The sequence below is a fragment of the Paraburkholderia sp. Tr-20389 genome (assembly GCF_017104565.1).
GTDB lineage: Bacteria > Pseudomonadota > Gammaproteobacteria > Burkholderiales > Burkholderiaceae > Paraburkholderia.
The window spans coordinates 69,530-95,635 of sequence record NZ_JAAGPD010000009.1 but is presented as its reverse complement, the minus strand read 5'-3'; the positions used below and the strand labels follow the sequence as shown (position 1 = coordinate 95,635).

Annotated in this window: 21 protein-coding genes; 7 read left to right on the top strand and 14 right to left on the bottom strand. The window is 63.0% G+C overall.

The genetic code is table 11. The features are described from left to right. The first annotated feature begins 10 nt into the window (after nucleotides 1-10). Together G3N95_RS13105 and G3N95_RS13100 are read left to right on the top strand one after the other, a co-directional pair. Nucleotides 11-1,102, top strand: a complete 1,092-nt coding sequence (locus tag G3N95_RS13105) for an aldose epimerase family protein (protein ID WP_205970418.1) — start codon at nucleotides 11-13, stop codon at nucleotides 1,100-1,102. 289 nt (nucleotides 1,103-1,391) lie between these two features. Continuing rightward, on the top strand, nucleotides 1,392-2,096 hold the full coding sequence (locus G3N95_RS13100; protein ID WP_205970417.1) for a PepSY-associated TM helix domain-containing protein: 705 nt from the start codon (nucleotides 1,392-1,394) through the stop codon (nucleotides 2,094-2,096). Between the two features lie 78 nt (nucleotides 2,097-2,174). Here G3N95_RS13100 and G3N95_RS13095 read toward each other — a convergent pair whose 3' ends face one another. Then, nucleotides 2,175-2,948 carry an SDR family oxidoreductase gene (locus tag G3N95_RS13095; protein ID WP_205970416.1) on the bottom strand — a complete coding sequence of 258 codons (774 nt, stop codon included), beginning with the start codon at nucleotides 2,946-2,948 and terminating at the stop codon, nucleotides 2,175-2,177. Nucleotides 2,949-3,028: 80 nt separating this feature from the next. On the opposite strand from G3N95_RS13095, the gene G3N95_RS13090 reads away from it, so the two are divergent. Both G3N95_RS13090 and G3N95_RS13085 read left to right on the top strand, forming a co-directional pair. After that, on the top strand, nucleotides 3,029-3,697 hold the full coding sequence (locus G3N95_RS13090; RefSeq protein WP_241018466.1) for a TetR/AcrR family transcriptional regulator: 669 nt from the start codon (nucleotides 3,029-3,031) through the stop codon (nucleotides 3,695-3,697). 237 nt (nucleotides 3,698-3,934) lie between these two features. Beyond that, entirely contained in the window at nucleotides 3,935-4,195 is a 261-nt protein-coding gene (locus G3N95_RS13085; protein ID WP_205970581.1) for a hypothetical protein, read from the top strand. A gap of 69 nt (nucleotides 4,196-4,264) precedes the next feature. Here the strand turns inward: G3N95_RS13085 and G3N95_RS13080 are convergent, their stop codons facing one another. The 5 genes from G3N95_RS13080 to ugpC all read right to left on the bottom strand — a co-directional run bounded on the left by G3N95_RS13080 (nucleotide 4,265) and on the right by ugpC (nucleotide 10,633). After that, on the bottom strand, nucleotides 4,265-5,116 hold the full coding sequence (locus G3N95_RS13080; RefSeq protein WP_205970415.1) for a carbohydrate ABC transporter permease: 852 nt from the start codon (nucleotides 5,114-5,116) through the stop codon (nucleotides 4,265-4,267). 15 nt (nucleotides 5,117-5,131) lie between these two features. Continuing rightward, on the bottom strand, nucleotides 5,132-6,085 hold the full coding sequence (locus tag G3N95_RS13075) for a sugar ABC transporter permease (RefSeq protein ID WP_205970414.1): 954 nt from the start codon (nucleotides 6,083-6,085) through the stop codon (nucleotides 5,132-5,134). 69 nt (nucleotides 6,086-6,154) lie between these two features. Further along, nucleotides 6,155-7,420: an extracellular solute-binding protein gene (locus tag G3N95_RS13070; protein WP_205970413.1), complete on the bottom strand. Its 1,266-nt coding sequence runs from the start codon at nucleotides 7,418-7,420 to the stop codon at nucleotides 6,155-6,157. 67 nt (nucleotides 7,421-7,487) lie between these two features. After that, on the bottom strand, nucleotides 7,488-9,470 hold the full coding sequence (locus tag G3N95_RS13065) for a beta-galactosidase (protein WP_205970412.1): 1,983 nt from the start codon (nucleotides 9,468-9,470) through the stop codon (nucleotides 7,488-7,490). A gap of 11 nt (nucleotides 9,471-9,481) precedes the next feature. Then, nucleotides 9,482-10,633 (bottom strand): sn-glycerol-3-phosphate ABC transporter ATP-binding protein UgpC, encoded by a 1,152-nt coding sequence (ugpC, locus tag G3N95_RS13060; protein ID WP_205970411.1) that lies wholly within the window; start codon nucleotides 10,631-10,633, stop codon nucleotides 9,482-9,484. Nucleotides 10,634-10,859: 226 nt separating this feature from the next. On the opposite strand from ugpC, the gene G3N95_RS13055 reads away from it, so the two are divergent. Both G3N95_RS13055 and G3N95_RS13050 read left to right on the top strand, forming a co-directional pair. Further along, the gene (locus tag G3N95_RS13055; protein WP_205970410.1) at nucleotides 10,860-11,894 is read left to right on the top strand and encodes a LacI family DNA-binding transcriptional regulator; all 1,035 of its coding nucleotides are present in this window, start codon (nucleotides 10,860-10,862) and stop codon (nucleotides 11,892-11,894) included. 283 nt (nucleotides 11,895-12,177) lie between these two features. Next, a complete protein-coding gene (locus G3N95_RS13050) occupies nucleotides 12,178-13,161 on the top strand; it encodes a MerR family transcriptional regulator (RefSeq protein WP_205970409.1) in 984 nt (327 codons plus the stop codon). 61 nt (nucleotides 13,162-13,222) lie between these two features. Here the strand turns inward: G3N95_RS13050 and G3N95_RS13045 are convergent, their stop codons facing one another. The 3 genes from G3N95_RS13045 to G3N95_RS13035 form a co-directional block, all read right to left on the bottom strand. Continuing rightward, on the bottom strand, nucleotides 13,223-14,182 hold the full coding sequence (locus G3N95_RS13045) for a sensor domain-containing diguanylate cyclase (protein ID WP_205970408.1): 960 nt from the start codon (nucleotides 14,180-14,182) through the stop codon (nucleotides 13,223-13,225). Between the two features lie 168 nt (nucleotides 14,183-14,350). After that, nucleotides 14,351-15,952: a hybrid sensor histidine kinase/response regulator gene (locus G3N95_RS13040; RefSeq protein ID WP_205970407.1), complete on the bottom strand. Its 1,602-nt coding sequence runs from the start codon at nucleotides 15,950-15,952 to the stop codon at nucleotides 14,351-14,353. 308 nt (nucleotides 15,953-16,260) lie between these two features. After that, nucleotides 16,261-16,851 (bottom strand): lipocalin family protein, encoded by a 591-nt coding sequence (locus G3N95_RS13035; RefSeq protein WP_205970406.1) that lies wholly within the window; start codon nucleotides 16,849-16,851, stop codon nucleotides 16,261-16,263. A gap of 199 nt (nucleotides 16,852-17,050) precedes the next feature. On the opposite strand from G3N95_RS13035, the gene G3N95_RS13030 reads away from it, so the two are divergent. After that, nucleotides 17,051-18,046 (top strand): aldo/keto reductase, encoded by a 996-nt coding sequence (locus tag G3N95_RS13030; protein ID WP_205970405.1) that lies wholly within the window; start codon nucleotides 17,051-17,053, stop codon nucleotides 18,044-18,046. A gap of 20 nt (nucleotides 18,047-18,066) precedes the next feature. On the opposite strand, the gene G3N95_RS13025 is transcribed toward G3N95_RS13030, so the two are convergent. The 5 genes from G3N95_RS13025 to G3N95_RS13005 all read right to left on the bottom strand — a co-directional run bounded on the left by G3N95_RS13025 (nucleotide 18,067) and on the right by G3N95_RS13005 (nucleotide 26,049). Then, the gene (locus tag G3N95_RS13025; protein WP_205970404.1) at nucleotides 18,067-18,624 is read right to left on the bottom strand and encodes a YbhB/YbcL family Raf kinase inhibitor-like protein; all 558 of its coding nucleotides are present in this window, start codon (nucleotides 18,622-18,624) and stop codon (nucleotides 18,067-18,069) included. Nucleotides 18,625-18,719: 95 nt separating this feature from the next. Beyond that, complete coding sequence (locus G3N95_RS13020) at nucleotides 18,720-19,532, bottom strand: ROK family protein (protein WP_205970403.1); 813 nt, start codon at nucleotides 19,530-19,532, stop codon at nucleotides 18,720-18,722. 34 nt (nucleotides 19,533-19,566) lie between these two features. Then, nucleotides 19,567-21,153: a glucose-6-phosphate dehydrogenase gene (gene zwf, locus G3N95_RS13015; protein WP_205970402.1), complete on the bottom strand. Its 1,587-nt coding sequence runs from the start codon at nucleotides 21,151-21,153 to the stop codon at nucleotides 19,567-19,569. 103 nt (nucleotides 21,154-21,256) lie between these two features. Further along, complete coding sequence (locus tag G3N95_RS13010) at nucleotides 21,257-23,992, bottom strand: glucosidase (RefSeq protein WP_205970401.1); 2,736 nt, start codon at nucleotides 23,990-23,992, stop codon at nucleotides 21,257-21,259. 104 nt (nucleotides 23,993-24,096) lie between these two features. Next, complete coding sequence (locus G3N95_RS13005; protein ID WP_205970400.1) at nucleotides 24,097-26,049, bottom strand: amylo-alpha-1,6-glucosidase; 1,953 nt, start codon at nucleotides 26,047-26,049, stop codon at nucleotides 24,097-24,099. Nucleotides 26,050-26,106: the final 57 nt, after the last annotated feature.

The window sequence follows — 26,106 nt, the reverse complement described above, 5'->3', positions numbered from 1 at the left end:
CGCGACCGCCATGAATTTCGCCGACATGCAAAGCACCGACACCCCTCTTTCATCCAGCGTCCAGGTCGAACGCTGGGGCACGTTGCCCGGCCTCGGCGACATCCGTCTGTTCACGCTGCGCAACGCGCACGGCATGCGCGCGGCGATCAGCGACCTGGGCGCGACGCTCGTCTCGTGGCATGCGCCCGACCGCGCGGGCCGCGTCGCCGATGTGCTGCTCGGCCACGACACGCCCGCCGACTATCTCGCGAGCCGCTGGTTCTTCGGCTCGACAATCGGCCGCTGGGCGAACCGCATTGCGCAGGCGCGCTTTACGCTCGACGGCGTGACCTATCAGCTCGATCGCAACGACGGCGACAATCTGCTGCACGGCGGCGCGAGCGGTTTTCATAAGGCGTTGTGGCAGGCGCGCGAAGTGGACGGCGCGCTCGTGCTGTCGCATGAATCGCCCGAAGGCGACGCCGGCTTTCCCGGTGCGGTGACGGCGACCGTTCGCTATGCGCTCGACGACAACGGCGCGCTCACGATCGACTACGACGCCACCGCCGATGCGCCCACGCCTGTCAGCCTGACGAATCACGCGTACTTCAACCTGTCGGGCGATGCACTCGCCGAGGCACCGGAAATTCGCGGCCATGTGATTTCGATCGATGCCGACGCGTTCTTCACCGTCGACGAAACGATGATCCCCATCGAACGCAAGGACGTCGCCGGCAGCGTGTTCGACTTTCGCGCGGGCGCGCCCATCGGCGCACGCCTAGACTGGCCCGATGCGCAACTCGCGCGCGCAGGCGGCTTCGATCACTGCTACGTGCTGCGCGACGGCGCTGGCGCAGTGCGACCGGCTGCCACGCTCTACGATCCCGCGAGCGGACGCGAACTGACGGTGTCGACGGACGCGAAAGGCATGCAGTTCTACTCGGGCAACTTTCTCGCTGGCGTCAACGGGCGCAACGGCAAGACGTATGGCAAGCACGCCGCGTTGTGCCTTGAAACAGGGGCGTTTCCGAATCAGGTGAACATGCCCGATGCCGAAGATGTCGTGCTGCGGCCCGGCGCGCGTTATCGCCACACGACGGTCTACCGCCTCGGCGTGCGCTGAGCTTGCATACTCCTTACGTAATCTGTCGAAACATTGCCATTGTTGTAAATCGCGCCCGGCGATTGCGGCATTCATTACGCCGTGAAATCATAGGCAGCCTTATCTGATCGCAAAGCCAGCCCACTGCGCGCGCCATTGAAGCGACGCGGCCAGCCAGCCAACGCCATCGCATCCCCCCGTCGATGGTCATTCCGTCTCGAAGCATCACGCGCGTCGCAAGCCTTCGCGGCCCGACGCGTGCGCCGCCATGTCGACGACGGTTGAGGTCAGGTGCAACCTGGAGCGACCTGTGAACACACCCGAAATCATTGCCGTCGATCGCCCCCCGCGCACCGACAGCAAGAACAAGAGCGCCGGCAATGGCGCACCGCCTTCCGGCTCGCGCCGCATCACGTTCATCCGCTGGCTGCGCAAGGTACATAGCTGGATCGGCCTGTGGGGCGCGGCGCTCGGTCTGCTGATGGGCACCAGCGGCTTTCTGCTGAACCATCGCGGCGGGCCGCTGCGCGTATCGACGGGCGAGCCGCAAGTCGAGTCGCTGCAAGTGAAGTTGCCGCAGCCTGCGCCCGAAACCCCACGCGATCTCGCGAAATGGCTGAAGCAGGAACTCAAGGTGCAAGGCAAGCCCGGACGCATGCAGAAAGAGCCGCCGCATCCCGTCGCATGGGGCGACCGCACGGCCGTGCAGCCGGAACACTGGCAGGTGTCGTTTGCCACGCCGAACGAAAACACGCAGGCCGAATACTGGGTCGGCAATGACTATGTGACCGTCAAGCGTAGCGCGAACACCTTCCTCGCGGCACTGACGAATCTGCACAAGGGCGTTGGGCTCAGCATCGGCTGGGTGCTGCTGATCGACACGTTCGCGGGCGGCGTGATCCTGCTGTCGCTGACGGGCGTGCTGCTGTGGACGCAGTTGAACAAGCGCCGCACGATCGGCGCCGTGCTGGTGCTCGGATCGATCGTGGCGGCGATCGTCGCGGGGATGGCCTGACGGTTCGCGCCGCTGCAAACATCGAAGGGCGATGCGCGATGGCGCATCGCCCTTCTTCTTTGTACTGCTAGCTGACGCTTAACGGCGGAACGCCGGCGCACCCATCGGCGCACCCGTGTTGCCGCCGTCGACGACGATCTCAGCGGCCGTCATGCCCGACGCCGCATCCGACGCGAGGAACACGGCCGCCTGCGCCACTTCTTCGGCGAGTGCGAAACGGTTCATCGGGATCATCGGGCTGAGCGCGGCTTCCGTTGCATCGAGCGTCGCGCCTTCGCGATCGCCGCGCGTCCAGATCGATGTGCGGGTGCCGCCGGGGATCACGGTGTTCACGCGGATGCCGCGCGTGACGAGCTCCGATGCGAGCACACGCGCCATGCCGGAAATGGCCGCCTTCGATGCCGAATACGCCGACGAACCCGGCGCGCCCAACTGACGCATCACCGAACCGTTCAGCACGATCGCGCCACCCTCGCCCATCAGCGGCACGGCGGCCTGCACGGTCAGGAACACGGACGTCACGTTGGTACGCATGATCGACTCGAACTTCTCCGCCGTCGTCTCGCCGACGGGCGTCGCACCGCTCACGCCCGCATTCGCGAACACGATATCGAGCTTGCCGAACTTGTCGGCGATCGTTTTCATCACGTCGTCGATGGCGGCGGGATCGTTGATGTCGGCGCGGATCGCCAGCGCATTCGGGCCGAGTTCGGCCGCCGCTTCGTCGAGCTTTTTCTGGTCGCGGCCCGTGATGGCGACCCGCGCGCCCTGCTCGATCAGGATGCGCGCAGCCGCAAAACCGATGCCGCCGTTGCCGCCCGTGATGAGCGCCGTCTTGTTTGCGAATGACATGATCAATTCTCCAAAAGTTGAGGTTCGAGGCGGACATCCGCCGGCAGCTGCCTTATAATTGCAACTGCAATCTTAAATTAATGATAGTGATCGCAATCAATGCGTGTCAAGCATTTTTTCGCGATCGCGTTTCATTGGCGTATGTCGGACAAGGTAGGTCAGTGATGAAAGTCAGCAAGGAAAAGGCGGCGCAAAACCGCGCGGCCCTCGTCGAAACGGCCGCGCGCCTTTTCCGTGAACGCGGCATCGACGGCGTCGGCGTGGCCGAAATCGGCAAGGCGGCGGGGCTCACGCATGGCGCGCTGTACGCGCACTTCCCGTCGAAGGAAGCGCTCGCGGCCGAAGCGCTCGCGCACGGGCTGGCAATCAGCCACTCGCGGATGGTCTCTGCGCACGACGGCCGTTTGCCTACTCTGAGCGAACTGCTCGATAGCTATTTATCGGAAGAAAGACGCGACGACATTGCGAACGGCTGCGCGCTGGCCGCGACGGCAAGCGAAATCGGCCGGCAGGATGAGGCGATCAGCGCGCGCTACAGCGACGGCTTCGAGAAGATGTCCGCCGTGTTCGAAAAGCACCTGCACGCGCACAAGGCGAAGGGCAACCACCGCGAGAAAGCGATTGCGATTTCGGCGGCGCTGATCGGCGCGATCTCGGCGTCGCGTGCGGCGCTGAAGGCGCAGCCGGAATTCGCGAATGAAATACTGCGCGCGGTACGGCGCACGGTCGGCGAGATCGCGGGGGAATAAGTCGAGCGCTGAGCCGGTTTAACGAAGAACCGCAACAAAAGCGCGACGCGACCCGCGCGCACCCGTCACGCACAAGCGCTGCGCCTTGAACTCGCGAAGGCGATGTCCAATAGTTAAAGCGTCTCAGCGGCGTGCGCCCGGTGCCCGTTCATCACGCGCGCCCTTTCTTCGAGCAAGGAGTTCATCGTGCGCAAGACCACCGCTTTTCTTCAACTGACTGCTGCCCTCGCGCTTTCGATGAGCGCGGCGCTGACGCATGCGCAAGGGCTTTCCGTATATGACGACGTCAACGCGCCCGCCAACAGCACGCGCCTGATGCCCAACGCCCCACGCGGCAGCGAGTATCCGACGCACGGCAACCAGCAGGCGGGCGAACTCAATCTGAATCCGACCGATCCGCGCGCACAACTCGTCAACGGCACGCCGAACAATGCGCAGTCGGGCGGCTATGGTTCGCCGCTCGCGGGCGTGCACACTGCCGTGATGCCGGGCCAGTAACAGGCCGTCGATAGAAAAAAGCCCGCTTACGCGGGCAACCTTCTACCAGGAGACATCGACGAAACACGGTTAGCCTTTCGTGGCGCCGAACGTAAGCCCTGCCACGAAGTGCTTTTGCATCGCAAAGAACATTGCGACGGAAGGCAGCGCGGCCAGTATCGATCCCGCCGATACGAGATTCCAGGCTGTCGTCCATTGACCCTTGAGCGCCGCGACACCGACCGTGATCGGCGCGGCCTCGTCGCCCTGTGTCAGACACAGCGCCCAGAAGTAATCGTTCCATACGAACGTGAAGACAAGAATGGCGAGCGCGGCAAGCGCCGGGCGAATCAGCGGCAGCACGATCTTGAAGAACACGGTCCACTCGCCCGCGCCTTCGATACGCGCCGCTTCGACGAGTTCATACGGCAACTGCTTGATGAAGTTGCGCAGAAAAAGCGCGCAAAAACCCGTCTGAAACGCCACGTGAAAAAGAATCAGGGCGCTGAGCGTATTGAAGATGCCGAGGCTCAGCGACAGATCGCGCACGGGAATCATCAGGATCTGGATCGGCACGAAATTGCCCGCGACGAACGTGGCGAACAGCGTCGTGTTGCCGCGGAACTTGTAGATGGCGAGTGCGAAGCCTGCCATCGCCGCCAGCGCAATCGAACCGATCACGGACGGCACCGTGATCAGCACGCTGTTCCAGAAGTAATGCAGCATCGGCGACGTGGTGAGCGCTTCGCGATAGTTGTCGATCAGCGCGATGTGCTTCGGCCAGCCCCAGTAATTGCCTTCGCTGAGTTCTTCCGTCGAACGCACCGAGGTGACGAGCACGGCGATCATCGGCAGCAGCCAGATCAGCAGCGCAACCGGCAACGAGAGTTTGTACAGCCGCCGGTTGACCGGTTTCCATTTGGCGACGGGCATCGGATACATGAGTCGCTCCTTGCTTTACTGTTCGTTGCGCAGCATGCGGCGCAGGTGATAGACGATGTAGACGAGCATGATCGCGAACAGCACGACGGCAATCGATGCCGAGTAGCCGATGCGGTAATACTTGATCGCCTGGTCGTACATGTAGTACGCGAGCACCGTCGAGCTTTCGAACGGACCGCCGCCCGTCATCACCGAAATCAGGTCGAAACTGCGCAGCGCGCCGATCACCGTGACGACGATCGCCATGAACGTGACGGGCCGCAATTGCGGCAGCACCACATGCCATAGCATCGCCCAGCCCTTCGCGCCTTCCATGCGCGCGGCTTCGAGCTGCTCGCTGTTGAGCGACGTCAGACCCGTCAGATACAGAATCATGCAGTACGCGGTTTGCGGCCACAGCGCGGCGAAGATGATGCCGAAAGTCGCGTAGTGCGCATCGCCGAGCACGGGTATGCCGTGGCCGAGTATCACCGCGAACAGGCCGAAGGTCGGATCGTAGAACCATGAAAAGATCAGCCCGACCACCACGCCCGACAACACGAACGGCGCAAAGAACAGCGACTTCACAACGCGAATGCCCGACACCGCCTGGTTCAGGTACAGCGCGACGGCAAGACCCATCGGCGGCGCGAGCAGGAACAGCACGAGCCAGATGAGGTTGTTCTTCAGCGCGGTATAGAAGGTCGGCGCCTGAAACAGCTCGATGTAATTCGCGAGACCGACGAAGACCTTGTCGGTCATGCCGTCCCAGTTAAAGAAGCTCAGCCAGATCGACGACAGGATTGGCCAGACGACATAAACGGCAACCATGAAGCACGCGGGCGCGAGAAACAGCAACGCGGCCTTGCGCTGGCGCCGCGCGGTGGGCGACGGCCCGCGCTTTTTGCCGGCGGCGCGGGGCAACGGCGACGCCTGCGGCTGCGAAGGCGGCGTGCCGTTGATGTCCTGACGTGTGACGGAGTGCGACACGACGATTCTCCAAGTGGTGCTGCGCGCCGGACCGCGATGCAAACGGCCCGACGGCATTGCTTCACAAGCTTACTTCTTGTAGATGCGCTTACGCGTCTGCTCGAGTTGCGCGAGGATCGCATCGAGCTTGGTCGGATCGGCGATGAACTGCTGCATGCCCTTCATCCCTTCGTCGGCCATTTCCTTCGTCATGTCGCGATCGTAGAACTGCGCAATGCCGCCCTTCGTGTTCGACAGGATCTGGAAACCGATCTTCGAAATGGGATCTTCCGGTTCCGGCGACTTGCTGTTCGCCGACAGCGAGCCGAGACCCGTTGCGAGCTTCGCGCCCTGCTCAGGCGTTTCGACGAACGCGAGGAACGTATGCGCGTCCGCCTTGTTCTTTGCCTTCGCCGGAATATGCAGCGATTCGACGGGACCATCTTCCGCCGTCGGCACATTCGAGTCGATGATCGGGAACTGGAAGTAGCTCATGTTCGGCTTCACGTTCGGCGGGAAGCCGCCCGTGATGAACGTGCCCATCAGCATCATCGCGGCCTTGCCCTGGAACAGGAACGGCTGCGCGGCATCCAGATCGTACGAGAGCGAGTTGTCGATGAAATCCTTGTCGTCGAGCAGTTGCTTCCACGTCGTGTAGACCTTCTTCACGCGCGGATCGGTGTACGGCACTTCGCCCGCCATCAGCTTCTGGTGGAATGCATTGCCGTTGATGCGCAGGTCGAGATAATCGAACCAGCCCGCCAGCGTCCATGCATCGCGGCCGCCGACCGCGAACGGCGTGATGCCCGCCGCCTTCAGCTTCTTGCATGCGTCCATCAGCTGATCCCACGTCTTCGGCTCAGACGCGATGCCCGCTTTCTGGAACAGATCCTTGCGGTAGAACAGGCCCCACGAGTAGTACACGGTCGGCGCCGCGTACTGCTTGCCGTTGTAGGTCGACGATTCCTTGGTCGACGCATACATCGTGTCCCAGCCGTTCTTCTTCCAGTCGCCGCTCAGGTCCTCGAACAGGCCGCGGCGCGCGTAGTACGCCATGCGCTCGCCGTTGTGCCAGTTGAGCACGTCGGGCGGCACCGTCGACAGCCAGCCCGGCAACTGCACCTTGTACGCCTCTTCATCGATGAACGACGCCTTCACGTCGATGTCGGGATGCGCTTTCTTGAAGTCGTCGATCACCGACTGCCACACCGCACGCTGGCTTGCGCCCTTGAACGCGATGTTCATCGTCAGCGTGCCGGCTTCCGCCGTGCTTGCCGCGAACGGCGCAACGGCCGCCGCCACTGCGAGGGCAGCCGCTGCAATCGCGGTGCGCGCATTGAATCGTTTTGCTGTCATGCTCCTGTCTCCTTTTGCGTCCTGGTTCTTACATGCTGGATCACTGCTGCGTTGCGAAGTAAATGGGTTACTCCAACCGGTATGCCGATACGCCTTGCGGCTCGACTTCACGCGTGCCGATCACGAAGCGCGATGCATCGACGCCTTCGATCGTATGCCGTGCATTCGCGTAGTTGAAGACATACGCGAGCTTGCCACGCCGGCTGATGCGCAGGCTGTCGCCGAGCGGCGTCGGCGTGAGGCCGGCTTCCGTCGCGATGCGCGCGAACAGCGATTGCGTGAGCGCATCGTCGAACAGGCTCGCGAAGTAATGCACGGAACCATGCTGCACGTAGGCGGGATGGCCGTCGGCGAAACGCGCGCGCACGCCGAAGCTGCGTTCGTCGGCGGCATCGATCAGATCGCGCCAGTGACGTGCATGGCCTTCACGCAGTCCGTCGCCCGCGCCGTTGATCTGCACCGGCTCGGTCACGTTGGGCCGCATCGATTCGACGCGCCACACGCGAATGGGCAGCAGCGACGCGAGCGCGCCGGGCGGCAGGTTCGCGGGAATCTGCAAGTCAGGCGTCTTCGAACCCGTACGCGGACCGAGCACGATCTGCGCGCCCGATGCCGCGAGCCGCACGGCGAAATCGCCGGGCACGACGGGCAGCGGCGGCACGACGATCATCTTGTAGCCGTCGAGCGGCGCATCGGCGGAAATCACGTCGACGTCGAAGCCGAGCGCACGCAGCGCCGAGTAGTATTCGAACGCGAAACGCGGATAGTGAAAGTCGGCGCCCTGCGGATGAATCTCGAAGAGCCACTTCGCTTCGTAGTCGTAGATCAACGCGATCTTGCTGCGCACGTTCGCGTCAGCATCGGCACCTGCGGACGACACCTGCGCGATTTCATGCGCGACCTTTTCCGCTTCGCTGCCGCCGATATCGAGGCGATTGTCCGGCGTGTTCAGGCCCGCGTGCATCTGCTCCTGCGCGAACGGCGCCTGACGCCATCTGAAGTACGACACGCAGCCCGCGCCGTGCGCGAACGCTTCCCAGCTCCACAGACGCACCATGCCTGGCAGCGGCGACGGATTCCAGTGCGCCCAGTTCACCGGTCCGGGCTGCTGCTCCATCACCCAGAACGGCAGCTTCGACATGCCGCGATACACGTCGTGATTGAACGATGCGAAGTCGGGATGCCCCGTGCGCAGGAACTTCGCCTTGATCTCCGGTGCGTACCACTGCTCTTCGAGCGCACCGAGCGGATAGCTGTCCCACGTCGCCACGTCGAGATCGCGCGCGACCTTGTAGTGATCGAACTCGGTGAACAGCTGCATGAAGTTGTGCGCGACGGGACGACCCGGCGAATGCGCGCGAATGATCTCGACCTGCATGCGGTTGTAGCGCGCGACTTCATCCGATGCAAAACGGCGATAGTCGAGCCGATGCGAAGGATGCGCTTCCGTCACGGTCGCAACGGGCGCATCGATTTCGTCGAAGCTGCGATACTCCATGCTCCAGAACACGGTGCCCCATGCGCGGTTCAACGCGTCGATGGTCTGATAGCGCTCCTTGAGCCACTCGCGAAACCGCGCGACGGCAGCAGGCGAATAGCTGACTACCGTGTTGTGGCAACCGAACTCGTTATCCGTCTGCCAGTAAGCGACGGCGGGATGCTTGCCGTAGCGCTCGGCCACCGCCGTGCAGATCTTGCGCGACGCTTCGAAATACGACGGCGACGAGAAATCGTAGTGACGGCGCGAGCCGAACGCACGCGGACGTCCATCGGCACCGACAGGCAGAATGTCGGGATGACGGTCGATCAGCCACTTCGGCGGCGTGGCCGTCGGCGTGCACATCACCACTTGCAGGCCCGCCTTGCCGAGCACGTCGATCGAACGATCGAGCCAGCCCCAGTCGTATTCGCCGGGCGTCGGCTCCATGCGGCTCCACGCGAACTCCGCGATTCGCACCTGCTCGATGCCGAGCGCCTTCATGCGGCGCGCGTCGTCTTCCCACATCGATTCCGGCCAGTGCTCCGGGTAATAACAGACTCCTAGGCGCATGCGCGTGTCCCTTAAATGTAGTGTTCGACGGTATCGAGCGCCTTCACGGCGAATCCGTCTTCGGTGAAAAGATGGCAGGCACGGACGGGCGCGGCGAAGACCACGCGATCGCCCTGTTCGATGCGGGCATTGCCCGGCACCTTGGCGATCAGTACGTTGCCGCCGGGCTGTTCGAGATGCACGTAGCTGTGCTCGCCCAGACGCTCGATCAGCGAGATGGTGCGCGTGAGCGTTGCATCATGTCGTGATGCATCGTCCGTCACGAGTTCGAGATGCTCGGGACGCACGCCGAGCGTGACGGGTTGTCCGCCTTGCAAGGTGCTGCCGTCGACAGCGACGCGCAGGACTTCGTTCGTGTGATCGAGCGTGACGTCGACGCCTTGCGCATCGAGCGCCGTCACTCTGCCGGGCAGGAAGTTCATGCGCGGCGAGCCGATGAAGCCCGCGACGAAGCGGCTGTTCGGCCGGTGATACAACTCGAGCGGCGCGCCGATCTGCGCGATGCTGCCGTAGCGTTCCGTGTCCTTGCCCGAGTGCAGCAGCACGATCTTGTCGGCGAGCGTCATCGCTTCCGTCTGATCGTGCGTCACATAGACGACGCTCGCCGTAGCGAACTGCTTGTGCAGGCGCGCGATCTCGATGCGCGTCTGGCCACGCAGCGTCGCATCGAGGTTGGACAGGGGTTCATCGAACAGAAACACGCCGGGCTCGCGTACGATCGCGCGGCCGATCGCGACACGCTGCCGCTGGCCGCCCGACAACGCGCGCGGCTTGCGGTCGAGCAGCGCTTCGAGTTGCAGGATGCGCGCTGCTTCCTGCACCTTGCGGTCGATTTCCGCTTTCGGTTTCTTCGCGAGCTTGAGGCCGAAGGCCATGTTCTCGTACACGCTCATATGCGGAAACAGCGCGTAACTCTGGAACACCATCGCGACACCCCGCTCGGCAGCGGGCACGTCGTTGACGATGCGACCGCCGATCGACAGGTCGCCGTCCGTCACGTCCTCCAGCCCTGCAATCATGCGCAGCAGCGTGGACTTGCCGCAGCCCGACGGACCGAGGAACACGCAAAACTCGTTTTCGCCGATCTCAAGATCGACGTTGCGGATCACGGGCGCGTTGTCTCCATACGCTTTTTGCACGCCCTTCAACGAAATGCTCGCCATCGCTTCGACTCCGTGATTTAATCAGCCCGAAGCGGAGATTAAGCGCTTAATCTGAATGACCGAAAAAACGACCGCTATGCGATCGCTGGTCCTTCTGAAGGCCTTCTGTCAGACAGTAAGGCTTGTCTCCGTGAATCGTTCTGTCGTTTTGCGCATGGTGCCCCGCCTTCGTAGCCAATGCAAATGATGAACGCATGTCCCACATATTGAGGATACGCTACGAACCATGTCCACCTTGAGCGAAGTCGCGCGGCGCGCCGGCGTCACGTCGGCCACCGTTTCGAACGTGCTGCGCAATCGCGGACGCGTCGGAGAACAGACACGCCAGCGCGTGCTCGAAGCCGTCGAGGCGCTCAACTATCGTCCGCATCTCGCAGCCCGCGCGCTCGCCGAAGGCCGCGCGCCGACCATCGCGCTGATGGTGTCGAGTATCGCGAATCCGTTCTATCCCGAGTTCGCGCTCGCCGCCGAACGCGCGGCGCGCACGAGCGGGCACTTCGTCATCATCTGCAACACGAACGAAGACCCGCACGCGGGTCGCACCTATCTCGACCAGCTCGCGGGCTCGCTTTCCGAGGGCGTGCTCGTGATGAACGCCAACCTCGACTTCGACGATCTGCGCAAGGCCGAAGCGCGCGGAACGCCCGTGGTGTTGTGCATGTGGGAACGCCCCGACGATCCGCCCGGCTTGCCGTGTGTTGCCGTCGACTTCCGGCTCGCAGGCCGGCTCGCCGCGCGGCATCTGATCGAACTCGGTCACACGCGGATCGGCGCGGTGGTCGGCAGCAAACCGTCCGGCATCCACGGATCGCGTTACGAAGGCTTCGTCGACGCGATGCGCGAAGCTGGTTTGAAAGTGCCCGCGAAAAACGTGCGCTACGCGCCCGATACGATCGAAGGGGGCTACACGGCCGCGCGCGATCTGCTGGAGCGCGACGCAAAGCTCACAGCCATCTTCGCGACCAACGACCTGCCCGCACTCGGCACGATTCACGCAGCCGCCGATCTCGGGCGCGATGTGCCGCACGATCTCTCCGTAGTCGGCATCACCGACATTCAACTCGCGCAGCAATCGCGCCCGCCTCTCACGACCGTCGCGGTGCCGACGGTCGAAGCCGCCGAACTCGCCGTGTCGCTGCTGCGCGAGCTGATCGAACGGCCCGCGCGCGCGCATGGCTCGCATCAGAAAGCACCGCGCATCTGCGTGACGTCCGAACCGAAACTGATCGTGCGCGGCTCTACGCTCAAGCACGCACGCTAGATGCCTTCGGCGCACGCGCGTCCATACATCGCATGAATGCGTAGCACAAGCTCCGAATCGTTCGATCCTGGTCAAAAGCGGTACAAGCACCTTTTCCGCACGCACGCGCAACAGGCAGGACAGAATGCGTGCAAGAACCCTCGAAACGCTTGCGATTCAAAGGGTCGCGCCCCGCGAAACGTTTGTGCATGCGGCTTTGCGGCATCATTGAACAAAAAAATCCGCCTCAAAACATCGTCGCGCTTGTTAGACTCGAATCGACTTCTCCAAGGGTTTTCGATTCATGAACAACACAGTGGATGATCCCGAAGTCGTGCCGCGCTATCGCATCGGGGCTGTCGCTCGCATGGCGAATCTCCCCGTGGGCACGCTGCGCATCTGGGAGCGCCGCTATGGCGTCGTTGCGCCGCCTACCACGCAGTCCGGCCACCGCCTCTATAGCGAAGCCGACGTGCGGCGCGTGGCGATGATCAAGGGGCTCGTCGATCGCGGCTATTCGATCGGCTCGATCGCCACCTTGCAGACGGGCGAACTCGAACGCCTCGCGTTCATGCATGTCGACAAGACGCCCGTGTCGCCGCTCACGGAAGGCCGGCCGGGCTTGCGTCTGCGCATCGTCGGCACGGCGCTCGCCAATACGATCCGCCAGCACCTGCACGCGATGCAGGCCGAACTCGCCGGCGAGCCGAAGGTCTTCGAAAACATGACGGCCGCGTTCACCGAGCGCATGAATCAGCCTGCCGACGTGCTGATCATTCATCTGCCGTCGCTGCACACCGACGATGTCGAACGCGTGCTTGCCTTGAGCGCATCGACGCATGCGGAAAACATCGTCGTCGTGTACTCGTTCGCCGCAGCCAACACGATCAACCTGCTGGAACGCGTCGGCGTACGCACGATACGCGAGCCGCTCGACCAGCCGTCGGTCTCGCAGATGCTGGGCGACTTTCAGCGCAAGACGGGCACGAAGGCCGCGCAGCCCGACATGCGCGAGCCCGCGCCGCAACGCCACTACACCGATGAAGCATTGATGGCGATGGCGCATGCGTCGACCACCATCGCATGCGAGTGCCCCAAGCATCTGGCAAACATCATCATGCAGTTGAGCGCGTTCGAGCAGTACAGCGTCAGTTGCGCTTCGCGCACGCCCGCCGATGCACTGTTGCATGTCTATCTCTCGAATATCTCGGGCCGCGCGCGTGCGATGTTCGAGCATGCGCTGCTCAGGCTGGAGCGCGAAGAAAGGTGGGTGCTGGAAAACCGCTGAACGACGATGAAGCGAACGCGCGGCGGGCGGCTGCGCGAACGTTTGCGCAGTCGCCCAGTATTTAGCGTTGTGCGCGCTTGTTCGCGTACATCGCGACGTCGGCTTGCGCCAGCAGGTCGTCGATAGTCTGCGGACTGTCGGGCTCGCAGGTCGCCGTGCCCACGCTGCAATGCAGCTGATAAGGCGTTTGCGCCGCCTGGTTGTGCAGATCCAGCTGATGCCGCAGCCGCTCGACGGTCTGCAGCGTGCCTTCGTGGTCCGACTCGGTCAGCAGCACGACGAACTCGTCGCCGCCTAGCCGGCCGATCACATCGCTGTCGCGCAGCGCCGTGCGCAACACCGTCGCAAATGCAATCAACGCACGGTCGCCTTCCGCGTGACCATACACGTCGTTGATCTGCTTGAAGCCGTTCAGGTCGAAGAACAGCAACGAGGCAGCCTTCTGCGCGCGCTTGCAGAGTTTGATCGCATGCTGCGCGAGTGCTTCGAAGCCTCGGCGGTTCGACAGGCCCGTCAGCTCGTCGGTGGTCGCGAGCTGCACGGCGGCGATTTCCTGCTCGGCCATGCGTGCGAGATCGCGCAACAGCACGCGCTCCTCGTCGTCGAGCGCACGCGGCTTCACGTCGATCAGGCATAGCGTGCCGAGCCGGCTGCCGTTGTCGACGGTAAGCGGATAACCCGCATAGAAACGGATGTTCGGATCGCCCGTCACGAGCGGATTGTCGGCGAAACGCACATCGAGCGATGCGTCGTTCACGAGAAACAGGTCGCCGTCGAGAATGGCATGGCCGCAAAACGATACATCGCGCGGCGTTTCAGACGCTTCGAGGCCGGGATGCGACTTGAACCACTGGCGATGACTGTCGACCAGCGTCACGGCTGCAATGGGCACGCCGAACAGGCGTCGCGCGAGGCGCGTTAGACGGTCGAACCGCTCTTCTGGCGGTGTATCGAGGATATGGAACGAACGCAATGTCTCCACGCGCTCGCTTTCGTTGTCTGGTATAGGTGGTCGCAACATTCGAGGTCCGGTTAAAACACGAACGCGCGATGCTGTTTTAGCACCCCGCGTGTCGCCGCAGGTTGAACGGAACCGAACATAAATTTTATCCGCGAGTGGCAACAAATGAAAAGGATCACAACGTGTTCATTCGATAACCGCGCTGATCGACCTGAACTGCATTGAAAGTTATCCGACCCCTGTCGGTCCGTTGAGAACGATCCGCACCTTGCGCGCCAGTTCGGCGCGCCTGTATGGTTTGTGAATCATGTCGAACTCGCTGCCGTTCGTATCGGTTCGCTCCAACGACGCGTCGGCGTAGCCTGTCGTCAGCAGCACCTTGATCTTCGGATGCAGACGCCGCGCCTCGCGCGCGAGCATCACGCCGTTCATGTTGCCGGGCATGATGAGGTCGGTGAACAGCAGATCGAGGTGCGTGCCTTCCTGCAGGATGTCCATCGCTTCCTTCGTGTTCAGCACGACGCGCGTGCGATAGCCGATCTGCTCGAGCATCGCTTGTGCGACCTCGGCCACTTCCACACGATCGTCGACGATCAGGATCATTTCGTTGCCCGCCTTTTCGATCGCTTTCGGTGCGGACGGCCGGCGTTGCGCATTGCCTCCGACAGCGGGGAAATAAAGCCGCAGCGTCGTGCCGACGCCGGGCTCCGAATAAAGGTTCACCGCGCCGCCCGACTGCTTTGCAAAGCCATACACCATCGACAGCCCCAGACCCGTACCCTTGCCTTCGTCCTTGGTCGTGAAGAACGGGTCCATCACGCGGTCGAGTATTTCAGGCGGGATACCGCAGCCGTTGTCGGAAATCGCGATGGTCACATAGCAACCCGCGCGCAAGTCGGCGAACCCGACCGTCTCCTGCTGCTCCAGTTCGACGGTCTCCGTGCGCACCGTCACCACGCCATCGCGCCGCGACGTGAGCGCATCGCGCGCATTGAGCAGTACGTTGAGCAGCGCGACTTCGAGCTGGGTCGAATCGACGCGGCAATTGCCGAGTCCTTCCTCGTATTCCGTTCTCAACGAAATGTTGCCACCGAGCGTGCGCCGCGCAAGCTCGACCATGCTGTCCGCCAGCGTGTTCAGATTGACCGTGCGGCCCACGAGCTTCTGCTTGCGCGCGAACGCGAGCAACTGCTGCGTGAGCGTCGTCGCCTTCGCAACCGCGCCGCGGATGCGATCGAGGCTTTGCGCCATCACGCTGCTTTGCGCATTGCCTTCGATGCCCATTTGCAGCACGTCCACATAGCCCGCCATCACCTGCAACAGGTTGTTGAAGTCGTGCGCAATGCCGCCCGTCAACTGGCCGAGCGCCTCCATCTTCTGCGCCTGATGCAATGCGTCCTCCGCGTCGCGGCGGCGGCTGACGTCCAGCTGCGAGCCGAAGAAATAGACGAGTTCGCCCTGTTCGTTGAACACGGGCGAAATGAACAGCGCGTTCCAGAACGTCGAACCATCCTTGCGATAGTTGAGCACCTCCGTCGCGAGTTCGCGGCGATCCGCAACCGCGGCGCGCACTTCGTCGATGGTCGCGCGATCGGTCTCCGGTCCTTGCAGAAAGCGGCAGTTGCTGCCGATGATCTCCGTCAGCTCGTAACCCGTCATGCGCAGGAACGCATGGTTCGCGAAGATCACCGGGTTGTCGGGCAGATTGGGATCGGTGACGACCATCGGCATGCGGGTCGTCGATACGGCGGCGAAGAAGATATCGTCCCGATGGTCGGTGATACGGTGCGCGCCGCTCCGGATGGTCGTGACAGTAGAGTTGGTATCCATGACATTTGACGCAGTATGGTGCGACAAGCCACGGTTCCTTCACTCGATGCTTTACGTGGGCAGGTCACACTCCGGTTCGAAAGGCCACATCGATCAGCGCGGATCGATGCGGAGTCGCAATATGACCTGCGATGCGAAATTCATGCCGATGCGAAAAAGCGGAAGTAATTGCGCGAAAGCGCGCGAACCGAAGGGAAGTATTACCGCGTTGAGCGTGGTTTCCGGCCGCAATTGAAGGATGTGCGGGGCTCGCTTGCGCAAAAGGAAAGAGCGGTAGAAAAAATTTCAATCGGCAATCGAGGGCACCCTCAATGCTGCGTACGCCGCAGCATCGACAGGTCATAGCCCAATGCGCGCACGCGTTCCAGCAGCGCGTGTTGCAGTTCGACTGGGGGTTTTGCTTCGCGCGTGAGGATCCAGAGATAGGTTCCACCCGGCTCGCCGACGATCGACCAGCGGTAATCGTCGTCATGATCGAGCACCCAGTAGTCGCCGACATAGAACGGACCGAAGAACGACACCTTCAGCTTTGCGTTGTTCGAGCCGGGCGTCACGCGCGCCTTGCCGCGCGCGATGCGCCGCGGTCCGTTCGCGCCGCCTTCGCGCCCCGTGTTGATCACGCTGATCAATCCGTCATCGCGTTTCGCATAGTCGGCCGTGACGTAATCGCGGCCGCGTTCGAAGCGATTGTCGTAGCGCGCATATTCGTACCAGTGCCCCGCATAGCGGTCCAGATCGACGCGCTTCGCCGGCTCGGGCACTCGCGCATTACCTCGCTGTCTTTTGATGGCGACGGCGCACGCGACCAGCAAACCTACCGCGACGACAGCTGCGCCCGCAAGCACTGCGCGTGCCGGCAAACCGCCGTGTTTGAGATGCTCACTTCTTTCGACACTCATCGGAGAAGAACCTCGACGCGCGACAAAGCCGTTTAGACCCGACGCCGATAAAAAGTTTTCTGAGCACAGCCCACGCCGTTGTCAGCACAATGTATGCGCGATGGCAGCGCCGCGACGCCGACTCGCAATAGCCGCTATGCTCTATCTTCTGCATCTCAACCTGCTGCACACAACCCTTACCCTTCTCGCGGAGTCGATCATGCAATACCGCAAATTCGGCCATACGGGCCTGACTGTCTCGCGTTTGTGTCTCGGAACGATGACGTTCGGTTTGCAAACTGAAGAAGACGTATCGCGCGGCATTCTCGACAAGGCGACGGATGCCGGCGTGAATTTCATCGATACCGCCGACGTCTACCCGCTCGGCGGCGGCGAAGATCTCGCAGGCCGCACCGAGGAGATCATTGGGCGCTGGCTCAAGGGCAAGCGCGAGCGCTTCATCCTCGCGACGAAAGCCGTCGGCAAGGTGGGCCCGCATCCGTGGAATCAGGGTGCATCGCGCAAACATCTGCTCGATGCCATCGACGATTCATTGCGGCGCCTGAACACCGACTACGTCGACCTCTACCAGTTGCACTCCGACGACCGCGACACACCGCTCGACGAAACACTCGAAGCGCTCGACGTGATCGTGCGCTCGGGCAAGGCACGCTATATCGGCGTGTCGAACTATCTCGCATACCGGCTCGCGCGCATGCTGGGACGTTCGGACGTGCTGCGCGCCGCGCGCTTCGTGTCAGTGCAGCCGCGCTACAACCTGCTGTTCCGGCAGATCGAACGCGAACTGCTGCCGCTCGCCGACGAAGAAGGCCTGGCCGTGATCCCCTACAACCCGCTCGCGGGCGGACTGTTGACAGGCAAGCATCGTCACGACGCGAAGCCCACGGACGGACGCTTCACCGAAACGGTCGGCAAGGCTGGCGCAATGTACTCGGAGCGCTATTGGCACGAGCGCGAGTTCAAGACCATCGACACGCTGCGCGACATCAACGCGAAAACGGGCGAGCCGATGACGAAGACGGCCATCGCATGGGTGCTAGCGAATCCCACCATTACCTCGGCGATCATCGGTGCGAGCCGCGTCGAACAGTTGAACGACTCGCTCGCTGCCGTCGACTATGCGCTCGATCCCGAGATCAAGAAGCAACTCGACGAAGCGACCGTCGAGTATCGCTGGGGCGATGCGCAGCGCTGAACACGCAGCTCAGTTCATCGCTAGCGTCCATAGCGCAGCACGGTGCTACTCGCGGCCAGCACGTGGTTGGTGACGGCTGCGAGAAACGCATCGTGATTGAGATTGGCCGGGAGCGCATCGGGCGCGAGGTCGAGCGCATAGACCTGCAGCACATAGTGATGCGGCACATCGCCGACGGGCGGACACGGTCCGTAATAGCCGGGCTGCCCCGTGCGATTGATGCCGCTCACGCTTCCCGAGGGAGCCGGCGCGCCATGCGCCATCGCGTTCATCGACGCGGGTATCCCGTACAACACCCAATGAATCACGCCGAGGCCCTTGGCGCCGTCGGGATCGAACAACGTCACCGCGAAGCTGCGCGTGCCCGAAGGCCCGTTGCGCCATTGCACGGCGGGCGACTGGTTGCCGCCGCCGCAATTGTTCGCGCTAGCTGCGTGGCTCGAATCGATGGTGCCGCCATCGGCCGTGCCCGGCGACGTGACTTCGAAAGGCTCCGCCGCGACGGCATGTGTGAAGTCTGTCGACAGGCACGCGCCAGCCAACGCTGCGAGCCGGGCGTAATACAGAAGCGTTTTCATCGTGCGGCTCCGTCGAAAGAGATGCAGCCGCACGTTGCGGCTGCATGGAACGAAACGAACGGGCATGCCGTTTTATTCCGCACGTGTGGTCAGAGTCATTTTCCGGAGGCCCCTGTCTTCCCGTTCGCTTGCGGCAATTGCCTCGTCTCGCGAACCGACTGCGGATGCCACAGCTTCGCACCGCCTTCGATGCCCGCCGCGTTCGACACGATCGCCGCATCGGGCGGCAATTCGAATGCCAGACGCTCTGCATTGCCGCCACCGATCCACAGCTTGTCGTAATTCACGAGCGAAGCCAGGATGCCGATCACCTTCTCGACACGCCGGTTCCAGCGCTTGTTGCCCGCTTTCTCGCGCGCCGCATTGCCGATGTACTCGTCATACGTGCGCCCCTTGCTGACGGGATGATGCGCGAGTTCGAGATGCGGCATCAACTCGCCGTCGCGAAAGAGCGCGGTGCCCGCACCCGTTCCGAGCGTCAGCACGAATTCGAGGCCGTGCCCTTCGATCGCCGCGAAGCCCTGCATCTCGGCGTCGTTGATCATGCGTACGGGCAAACCACCGACTCGCGCGGCAAGCTGGTCCGCAAGCGGAAAGCCGCGCCAGCTCGGGTCGCCGATATTCGGTGCGGTGAGCACGCGGTTGTCGCGCACGACGCCCGGAAAGCCGATCGACATCCGTGTCGGATGATGTGTGTCGACGAGCGGCTGCACGAGGGTCGCCAGCGTATCGACCAGTTGCTCCGCTTTGCACGGATGCGGTGTCGCCACGCGCACGCGCTCGCTTTTCATCTCGCCGCCTGCGTCGATCACGGCCGCCTTCAGGCCCGTTCCGCCGATGTCGATTGCGAGTATCCGTTCGCCGCTGCTCGCGGCCTTGCGTTGCCGCGCTTCTTTAGTCTTGGCCAAGTCGTCCCCTCCATTCGTCTTCGTGTTCACAGGTCTATTCCGCGTCTTGCAACGGGCGCCACGCGCGGCCATCGCGCGCGAGCAGTTCGTCGGCTTGCACCGGCCCATTGCCGCCCGCCGCATAGCCATGCACGGGCAGCGCGCCGCCTTCGGGATGCAATACGCGATCGACCGCACACCAGCTCGACTCGATGCTGTCGGCCCGCTGGAACAGTGTCTCGTCACCGAGCATGCAGTCGTACAGCAGCGTTTCATAGCCGACGTTCGCGCGCTCCGCGAAGAAGTCGTTGTAGTTGAAGGCCGAACGCACCGCGCCCATCTGCATCGTCGGTCCCGGTACTTTCACGTTGAAGTCGAACCGCGTGCCGTGAGCGGGATCGATGCGCAGCGTGAAGACGTTCGGCGTCAACGCTTCGACAGGTGTGTCGCGAAACAGCAGGAACGGCACGCGCTTCAGTTGCACGGCGATTTCCGTGCGCCGCGCGGCCATGCGTTTGCCCGTGCGCAAATAGAACGGCACGCCGGCCCAGCGCCAGTTGTCGATGAACACGCGCGCAGCCGCATAGGTCTCCGTCGTGCTGTCGCGCGCGACATCGGGTTCGTCGCGATAGCCCACGCCCGCATCGCCCTTTTCGTATTGGCCGAGCACGACGTCCGATGGCTTGAGCGGCTCGATCGCGTCGAACAGTTCAGCCTTCTTATCGCGCACCGCTTCGGCATCGAACGAATTGGGGGGCTCCAGCGCGACCATCGCCAGCAGCTGGAACAGATGGTTCGGCACCATGTCGCGGAACGCGCCCGTCTGCTCGTAGAACTTGCCGCGCCCTTCCACGCCGAGCGTTTCGGACGCCGTGATCTGTACGTTGTCGATGTATTCGCGCCGCCACACCGGCTCGAACATCGCATTGGCGAAGCGCACGGCCAGAACGCTTTGCACGGTGTCCTTGCCGAGAAAGTGGTCGATGCGAAACACCTGCGATTCGCTTGCATAGCGCAGGATGTGTGCGTTCAAATCGCGCGCAGAAGCGAGGTCCGTGCCGAACGGCTTCTCGATCACGAGACGCCGGAAGCGGACCTGCTGTTGCGCGTCTTCTTTCAGCAAGCCATGCTTGCCGAGCCGCTCGACGATCGGCTTGAAGAAGCGCGCGCCCACGGCCAGATAGAAGATCGCATTGCCATGCGAGGTTTGATCGATGCGTTGTTTGAGCGCTTCGAAAACGTCATCCGCTTCGAATTCGCCCGCCATGTACTCCATGCGCGACGACAGCCGCTTCCAGGCTTTCTCGTCGACCTTGCCGGTGTGAGCTTCGCTGGCCTTGTCGGCGGCGAACTGCTTCAGCGACTGGCCGAGATCGTCGATCCACTCTTTCGTTTCGCGTTCGCCGTGATTGACGCCGATGATGTTCATGCCGTCGTCGAGCAGGCCGTCTACGCTCAGGTTATAGAGCGACGGTGTCAGCAGCCGTTTGGTGAGATCGCCGCCCGCGCCGAAAATGACGAGCGTGCACGGCGGCGCGGGCTGCTTGCCTGCGGGGCCGCCCGCTGCATGCGGCCCCGCGCCGATCTTGCAGCTTGCGGGCTGGGAGTGTGAAGCGTCGGTATGTTTCGCGTCATTGGACATGGCACGCTTTCCGTCGATGAGCCACGAGTGGCGATATCTGAAAGACCTGCCGCGATGCCGCGTGGTTCAATCGAACAGCAGCATGGGCGGCATGCAGTGCGATCTATTTCACGGAAGCCGCGACCCGTTCGGATTCCGGCACCTCGCCCGTCGCGGGCAAGATCCCCGAGCTTGCGTGTTTGCGCGGCTGCAGCAGCAACGCGACAAGGCCCGTCCATCCCGTCTGATGCGACGCGCCGACACCGCGCCCGTTATCGCCGTGAAAGTATTCATGAAAGAGGACGAGATCCTGCGAGCGCGGGTCCGCCTGCAACAATGGATACGCGGCCATCACGGGACGCTCGTTGTTCCTGTCCTTCAGGAAGAGCGTCGTGGTGCGCTGCGCGAGCGCATCGGCGATTTCGGACAGCGAGAGCTTGTTGCCCGAGCCCGTCGGATACTCGACGCGAAAATCGTCGCCGTAATAGCGGTGAAATTCGTACAACGACTCGATCAGCAGATAGTTCACGGGCATCCACACGGGCCCGCGCCAGTTCGAATTGCCGCCGAACACACGCGAATCCGATTCGGCAGGCAAATACTTCACGCAGAAGCTCTGACCGTTGTGACGATAGACATACGGCTCGTCGCGATGCACACGCGACAGTGCACGTATGCCGTGATCGGACAGGAACTCCGCTTCGTCGAGCGCGCGTTTGAGCAGCGCCTTCATCCGATGCCCGCGCAATAGCGACAGCAGCAGGTTGTTGCCGCGCCCCGGTTCATTCCAGCGCGACACGAGGCTCGCGAGATCGGGCCGGTTGCGCAGGAACCAGACGAGACGATCGCGCAGGCCCGGCAGCGAGCCATGCAAACGCTCTTCGAGCACATGAACGGCGAGCAGCGGAATCAGGCCGACGATCGAGCGCACGCGCATCGGCACGCTGGTGCCGTCGGGCAGGCGCAGTTTGTCGTAGAAGAACTCGTCTTCCGAGTCCCACAAGCCTGTATCGCAACCGTCTTCGCAGCTCACCGCCTGCGCGATATACAGAAAGTGTTCGAAGAACTTCACGCCGATATCGACGAACACGTGATTCGCGAAGGCGAGTTCCAGCGCGATACGCATCAGGTCCAGCGCATAGGCGGCCATCCATGCGGTGCCGTCGGCCTGATCGATATGACCGCCCGTCGGCAGCGGCGACGAGCGGTCGAAAATGCCGACGTTGTCGAGCCCGAGAAAGCCGCCCTGGAAGATATTGCGGCCATCAGCGTCTTTGCGGTTCACCCACCACGAGAAGTTGAGCAGCAGCTTGTGAAAGACGAGTTCCAGAAAATCGCGGTCGCCCTTGCCCGTCAGCGCGCGATCGATTTCGTAGACACGCCATGCCGCCCATGCATGCACGGGCGGATTCGCATCGCTGAACGCCCACTCGTAGGCGGGAATCTGCCCGTTCGGATGCATGTAGCGGTCCTTCACCAGCAGCAGCAACTGGCGCTTCGCAAACGCGGGATCGATCAACGCGAATGCCGCCGCATGAAAGGCGAGGTCCCACGACGCGTACCACGGGTACTCCCACTTGTCGGGCATCGACACGATGTCGGCATTGCACAGATGCCGCCAGTCGCGGTTGCGGCCGTTCTTGCGCGACGCGGGCGGCGTCGGCTGCAAAGGGTCGCCGTCCATCCAGCGCTGCACGTCGAACTGGTAGTACTGCTTCGACCACAACATGCCCGCGAGCGCCTGACGCTGCACAAGCCGTTCGTCGGCGCCTGCGATATCGTGCTGCAACGCGGCATAGAAAGCGTCGGCCTCGGCGATGCGCTGCGTAAAAAGATCGTCTGCGCAAAGCGGCGTTTCGTCGACCGCGAACTCCGGCCGCCAGCGCAGATAGACCACGGCCTTGCCCTGCGGCGGCAGATTCAGCGGCACGTGCAGAGCCGCCTTGGTGCCGCCGTCGCGCCGGATCGCGTCGGCGTCGTCATGCACGAGGTAATCGTTGAAGCCGTCCTTGAACGGACCTTGCGCGTCCATGTTGAAATGGCGCCTGACGTTCGTATCGTTCTCGCAGAACAGCCATTCGAGCACGGTCGTGTCAGGCGACCATGCCGTCACGATGATCGGCTCATGGCCCGGATGCGTGCCGAGCAGACGCGTGACGCCATGCACGGTTTCCTTCGTGAGCTTCGGACGCTGGTCCGTCTCTTTCCACGACCACTTGTTGCGCGCCCAGATTTGCGGCAGCAGATCGAGCGATGCCGATTCGTCCGCGCGATTCTCGACGGTCACGCGCATCACGATGTCTTCGGGTGTGTTCTTCGCGTATTCGACCGTCACGTCGAAATAGCACAGGTCGTCGAATACGCCCGTATCGAGCACTTCGTATTCGGGCTGGTCCGCGCCGCGCCGCGCGTTTTCTTCAAGGAGATCCTGATACGGAAACGCGGCATGCGGATATTTGTAAAGCATCCGCATATACGAATGCGTCGGCGTACCGTCGAGATAGAAGTACAGTTCCTTGACGTCTTCGCCGTGGTTGCCTTCCTGGTTCGTGAGACCGAACAGGCGCTCCTTGAGGATGGGATCGGCGCGATTCCACATGGCGATCGACACGCACCAGTTCAATGTGTCGTCGCCGAAACCGGCGATACCGTCTTCGCCCCATCGGTAGGCGCGGCTGCGCGCGTGATCGTGTGGGAAGTAGTCCCACGCGGTGCCGTTGGGACTGTAGTCTTCGCGCACCGTGCCCCACTGACGCTCGCTCAGGTACGGGCCCCAACGCTGCCATCGCGCGCACTCGCTGGAATGCAGGCGGATCCCTTCGACCGTGGCAAGCAGATTTCCAGCGCGCAGCGGAGGCATGACGGCGTCCTCGTCTCTCGGGTGACGGTGGGAGTCACATCGTAGCGCGGAATGGGTGAGTCGCGTTGCGGAACGGGCAGTTCCGCCTGCACGCTGCCTTCGTGTTATTCGCCCAGCAATACGCCGATCCGCAACCGTTCCCCCAGCGACCACGCCTGAAACGGCGTACCGCCGGGCGCATGCGGCGCATCGCCGTCCGCGACTTCCGACAGATGATCGAGGCCCGCCCGATCCAGATGCGCATCGAGCGGCGCGAGAAAGCGTGCACGCGCCGCGCGGCGTGCTGCATCGTCCGGACGCTGCACGCGCAGCCATGCTTCGACGAACGGTCCGAGCAGCCATGGCCACACCGTCCCCTGGTGATAGGCGCCGTCGCGCTCGAGCGGCGAGCCGCCATAACGCCCGCGATACCCAGGAGCTTCCGGCGACAGCGTACGCAATCCGAGCGGTGTCAGCAGGTGCGCCTCAACCTGCGCGACGACCGCGCGTGCCGTCTCTCCTTCGACCAGTGCAAACGGCAAACCGCCCGCGGCAAAAATCTGATTGGGCCGGATCGAGCGATCGACGCTGCCTTGCACATGATCGACATCGACGTTGTCGAACAGCGCGCCCGATTGCAGATCGACGAAGCGCTGCACAAATGAAGCTGCTGCGCGCCCAGCCGCTTCATTCCATCGCGCGTTCCACTGCGCCGCGATGCACAACGCGTTGAACCACAGCGCCTGCACTTCGACCGGCTTGCCGATACGCGGCGTCACGACCCAGTCGCCGACCTTGGCGTCCATCCACGTCAGTTGCACGCCCGGCACGCCGGCGCGCAGCAGGCCGTCGCCGTCGGCGCGTATGCCGTAGCGCGTGCCCTGCGTGTAGCCGGACAGAATCGTCTCGACGGCTTCATGCAGGCGGTCGCGCGTCGCGTTCGACACATGTCCCGTCGCCAGATAGTCGTGCACGGCGATGACGAACCACAGCGACGCATCCACCGAGTTGTATTCAGGCTCGTCGCCGTAATCGGGAAAGCGGTTTGGGCACATGCCCTGCGATATCGTGCCTGCCCACGCGAGCAGGATCGCTTCGGCTTCCGCGTGCCGCCCCGTCGCGATCAGCAGGCCGCGCATCGCGATGAACGTGTCTCGGCCCCAATCCGTGAACCACGGAAAGCCCGCGACGATCGTGCGGCCCGCCGAACGCGCGACGACATAGGCATCGGCCGAGCGATGCAAACGGGAAGCGAACGTCGCTCGGCGGGTGGCTTCTTTCTCTGCGAGCGCGTTTGCATGATCGATCGCCGCTTGCGCAGGAACACGCACGGCGTCGTTCGATACGCTCGCGTTCAGGATCATCGCCGCATCGCCGGCGAGCAGGTCGAACGTGAAGACACCCGGTGTCGCGAGGTCTTCCGTAAAGTCGAGGCCGCGCTCACGTTCGCGCACATAGCAGAAGTTGCGATACCAGTCGGGCGCATGCTCGTAGGCGCCGTTCGTCACGACGCGAACGGCGGGCAGATCGCGATACGGCTGCCACTGAACGCGTCCGCCGTCGATCGCGGCAGCGAAATCGAACGCGCCGTTTTCATGATGCAGCGCGTGATAGTCACGGCCCGACATCAATGGACGGACATGCAATGTGAGAGGCACATCGCGGGGTGCATCGTTATCGAACGCGATACGCCAGCGCAGTACCGTCTCGCATGTTTCCTTCACGACGAAGATTTCGGCGATCACGCACGTTGTGTCGTCGATACGAAATCGCCATGTCGGCCAAGGCGCCGTCTCGAACGAGACCAGACTCGCGGCGATGTCGGGATAGATGATATCGGGCGCATAACGCTGCATCGTCAGCGGATAACGCGCGCCATTCGCTTCGACCCACGCTTCGATCCCATTGACGAGCACCACGCGGCCCGACGGCGGGCGCGTCGCCGTCAGCAGCAGCGCGTGGTAACGGCGCGTGCGCAGCATGCCGACAGTGCCGGACGCGAAGCCGCCCACACCATCGGCTTCGAGCCACTCGTCTTCCAGATGTTCGATATCGAAGGGAGAGTCGACGCGTGTCATCGCTGTTGCCGCCGAGCGCCGGCGGGCGGAATCCGGACAGCCGACAGATTAGCGGCT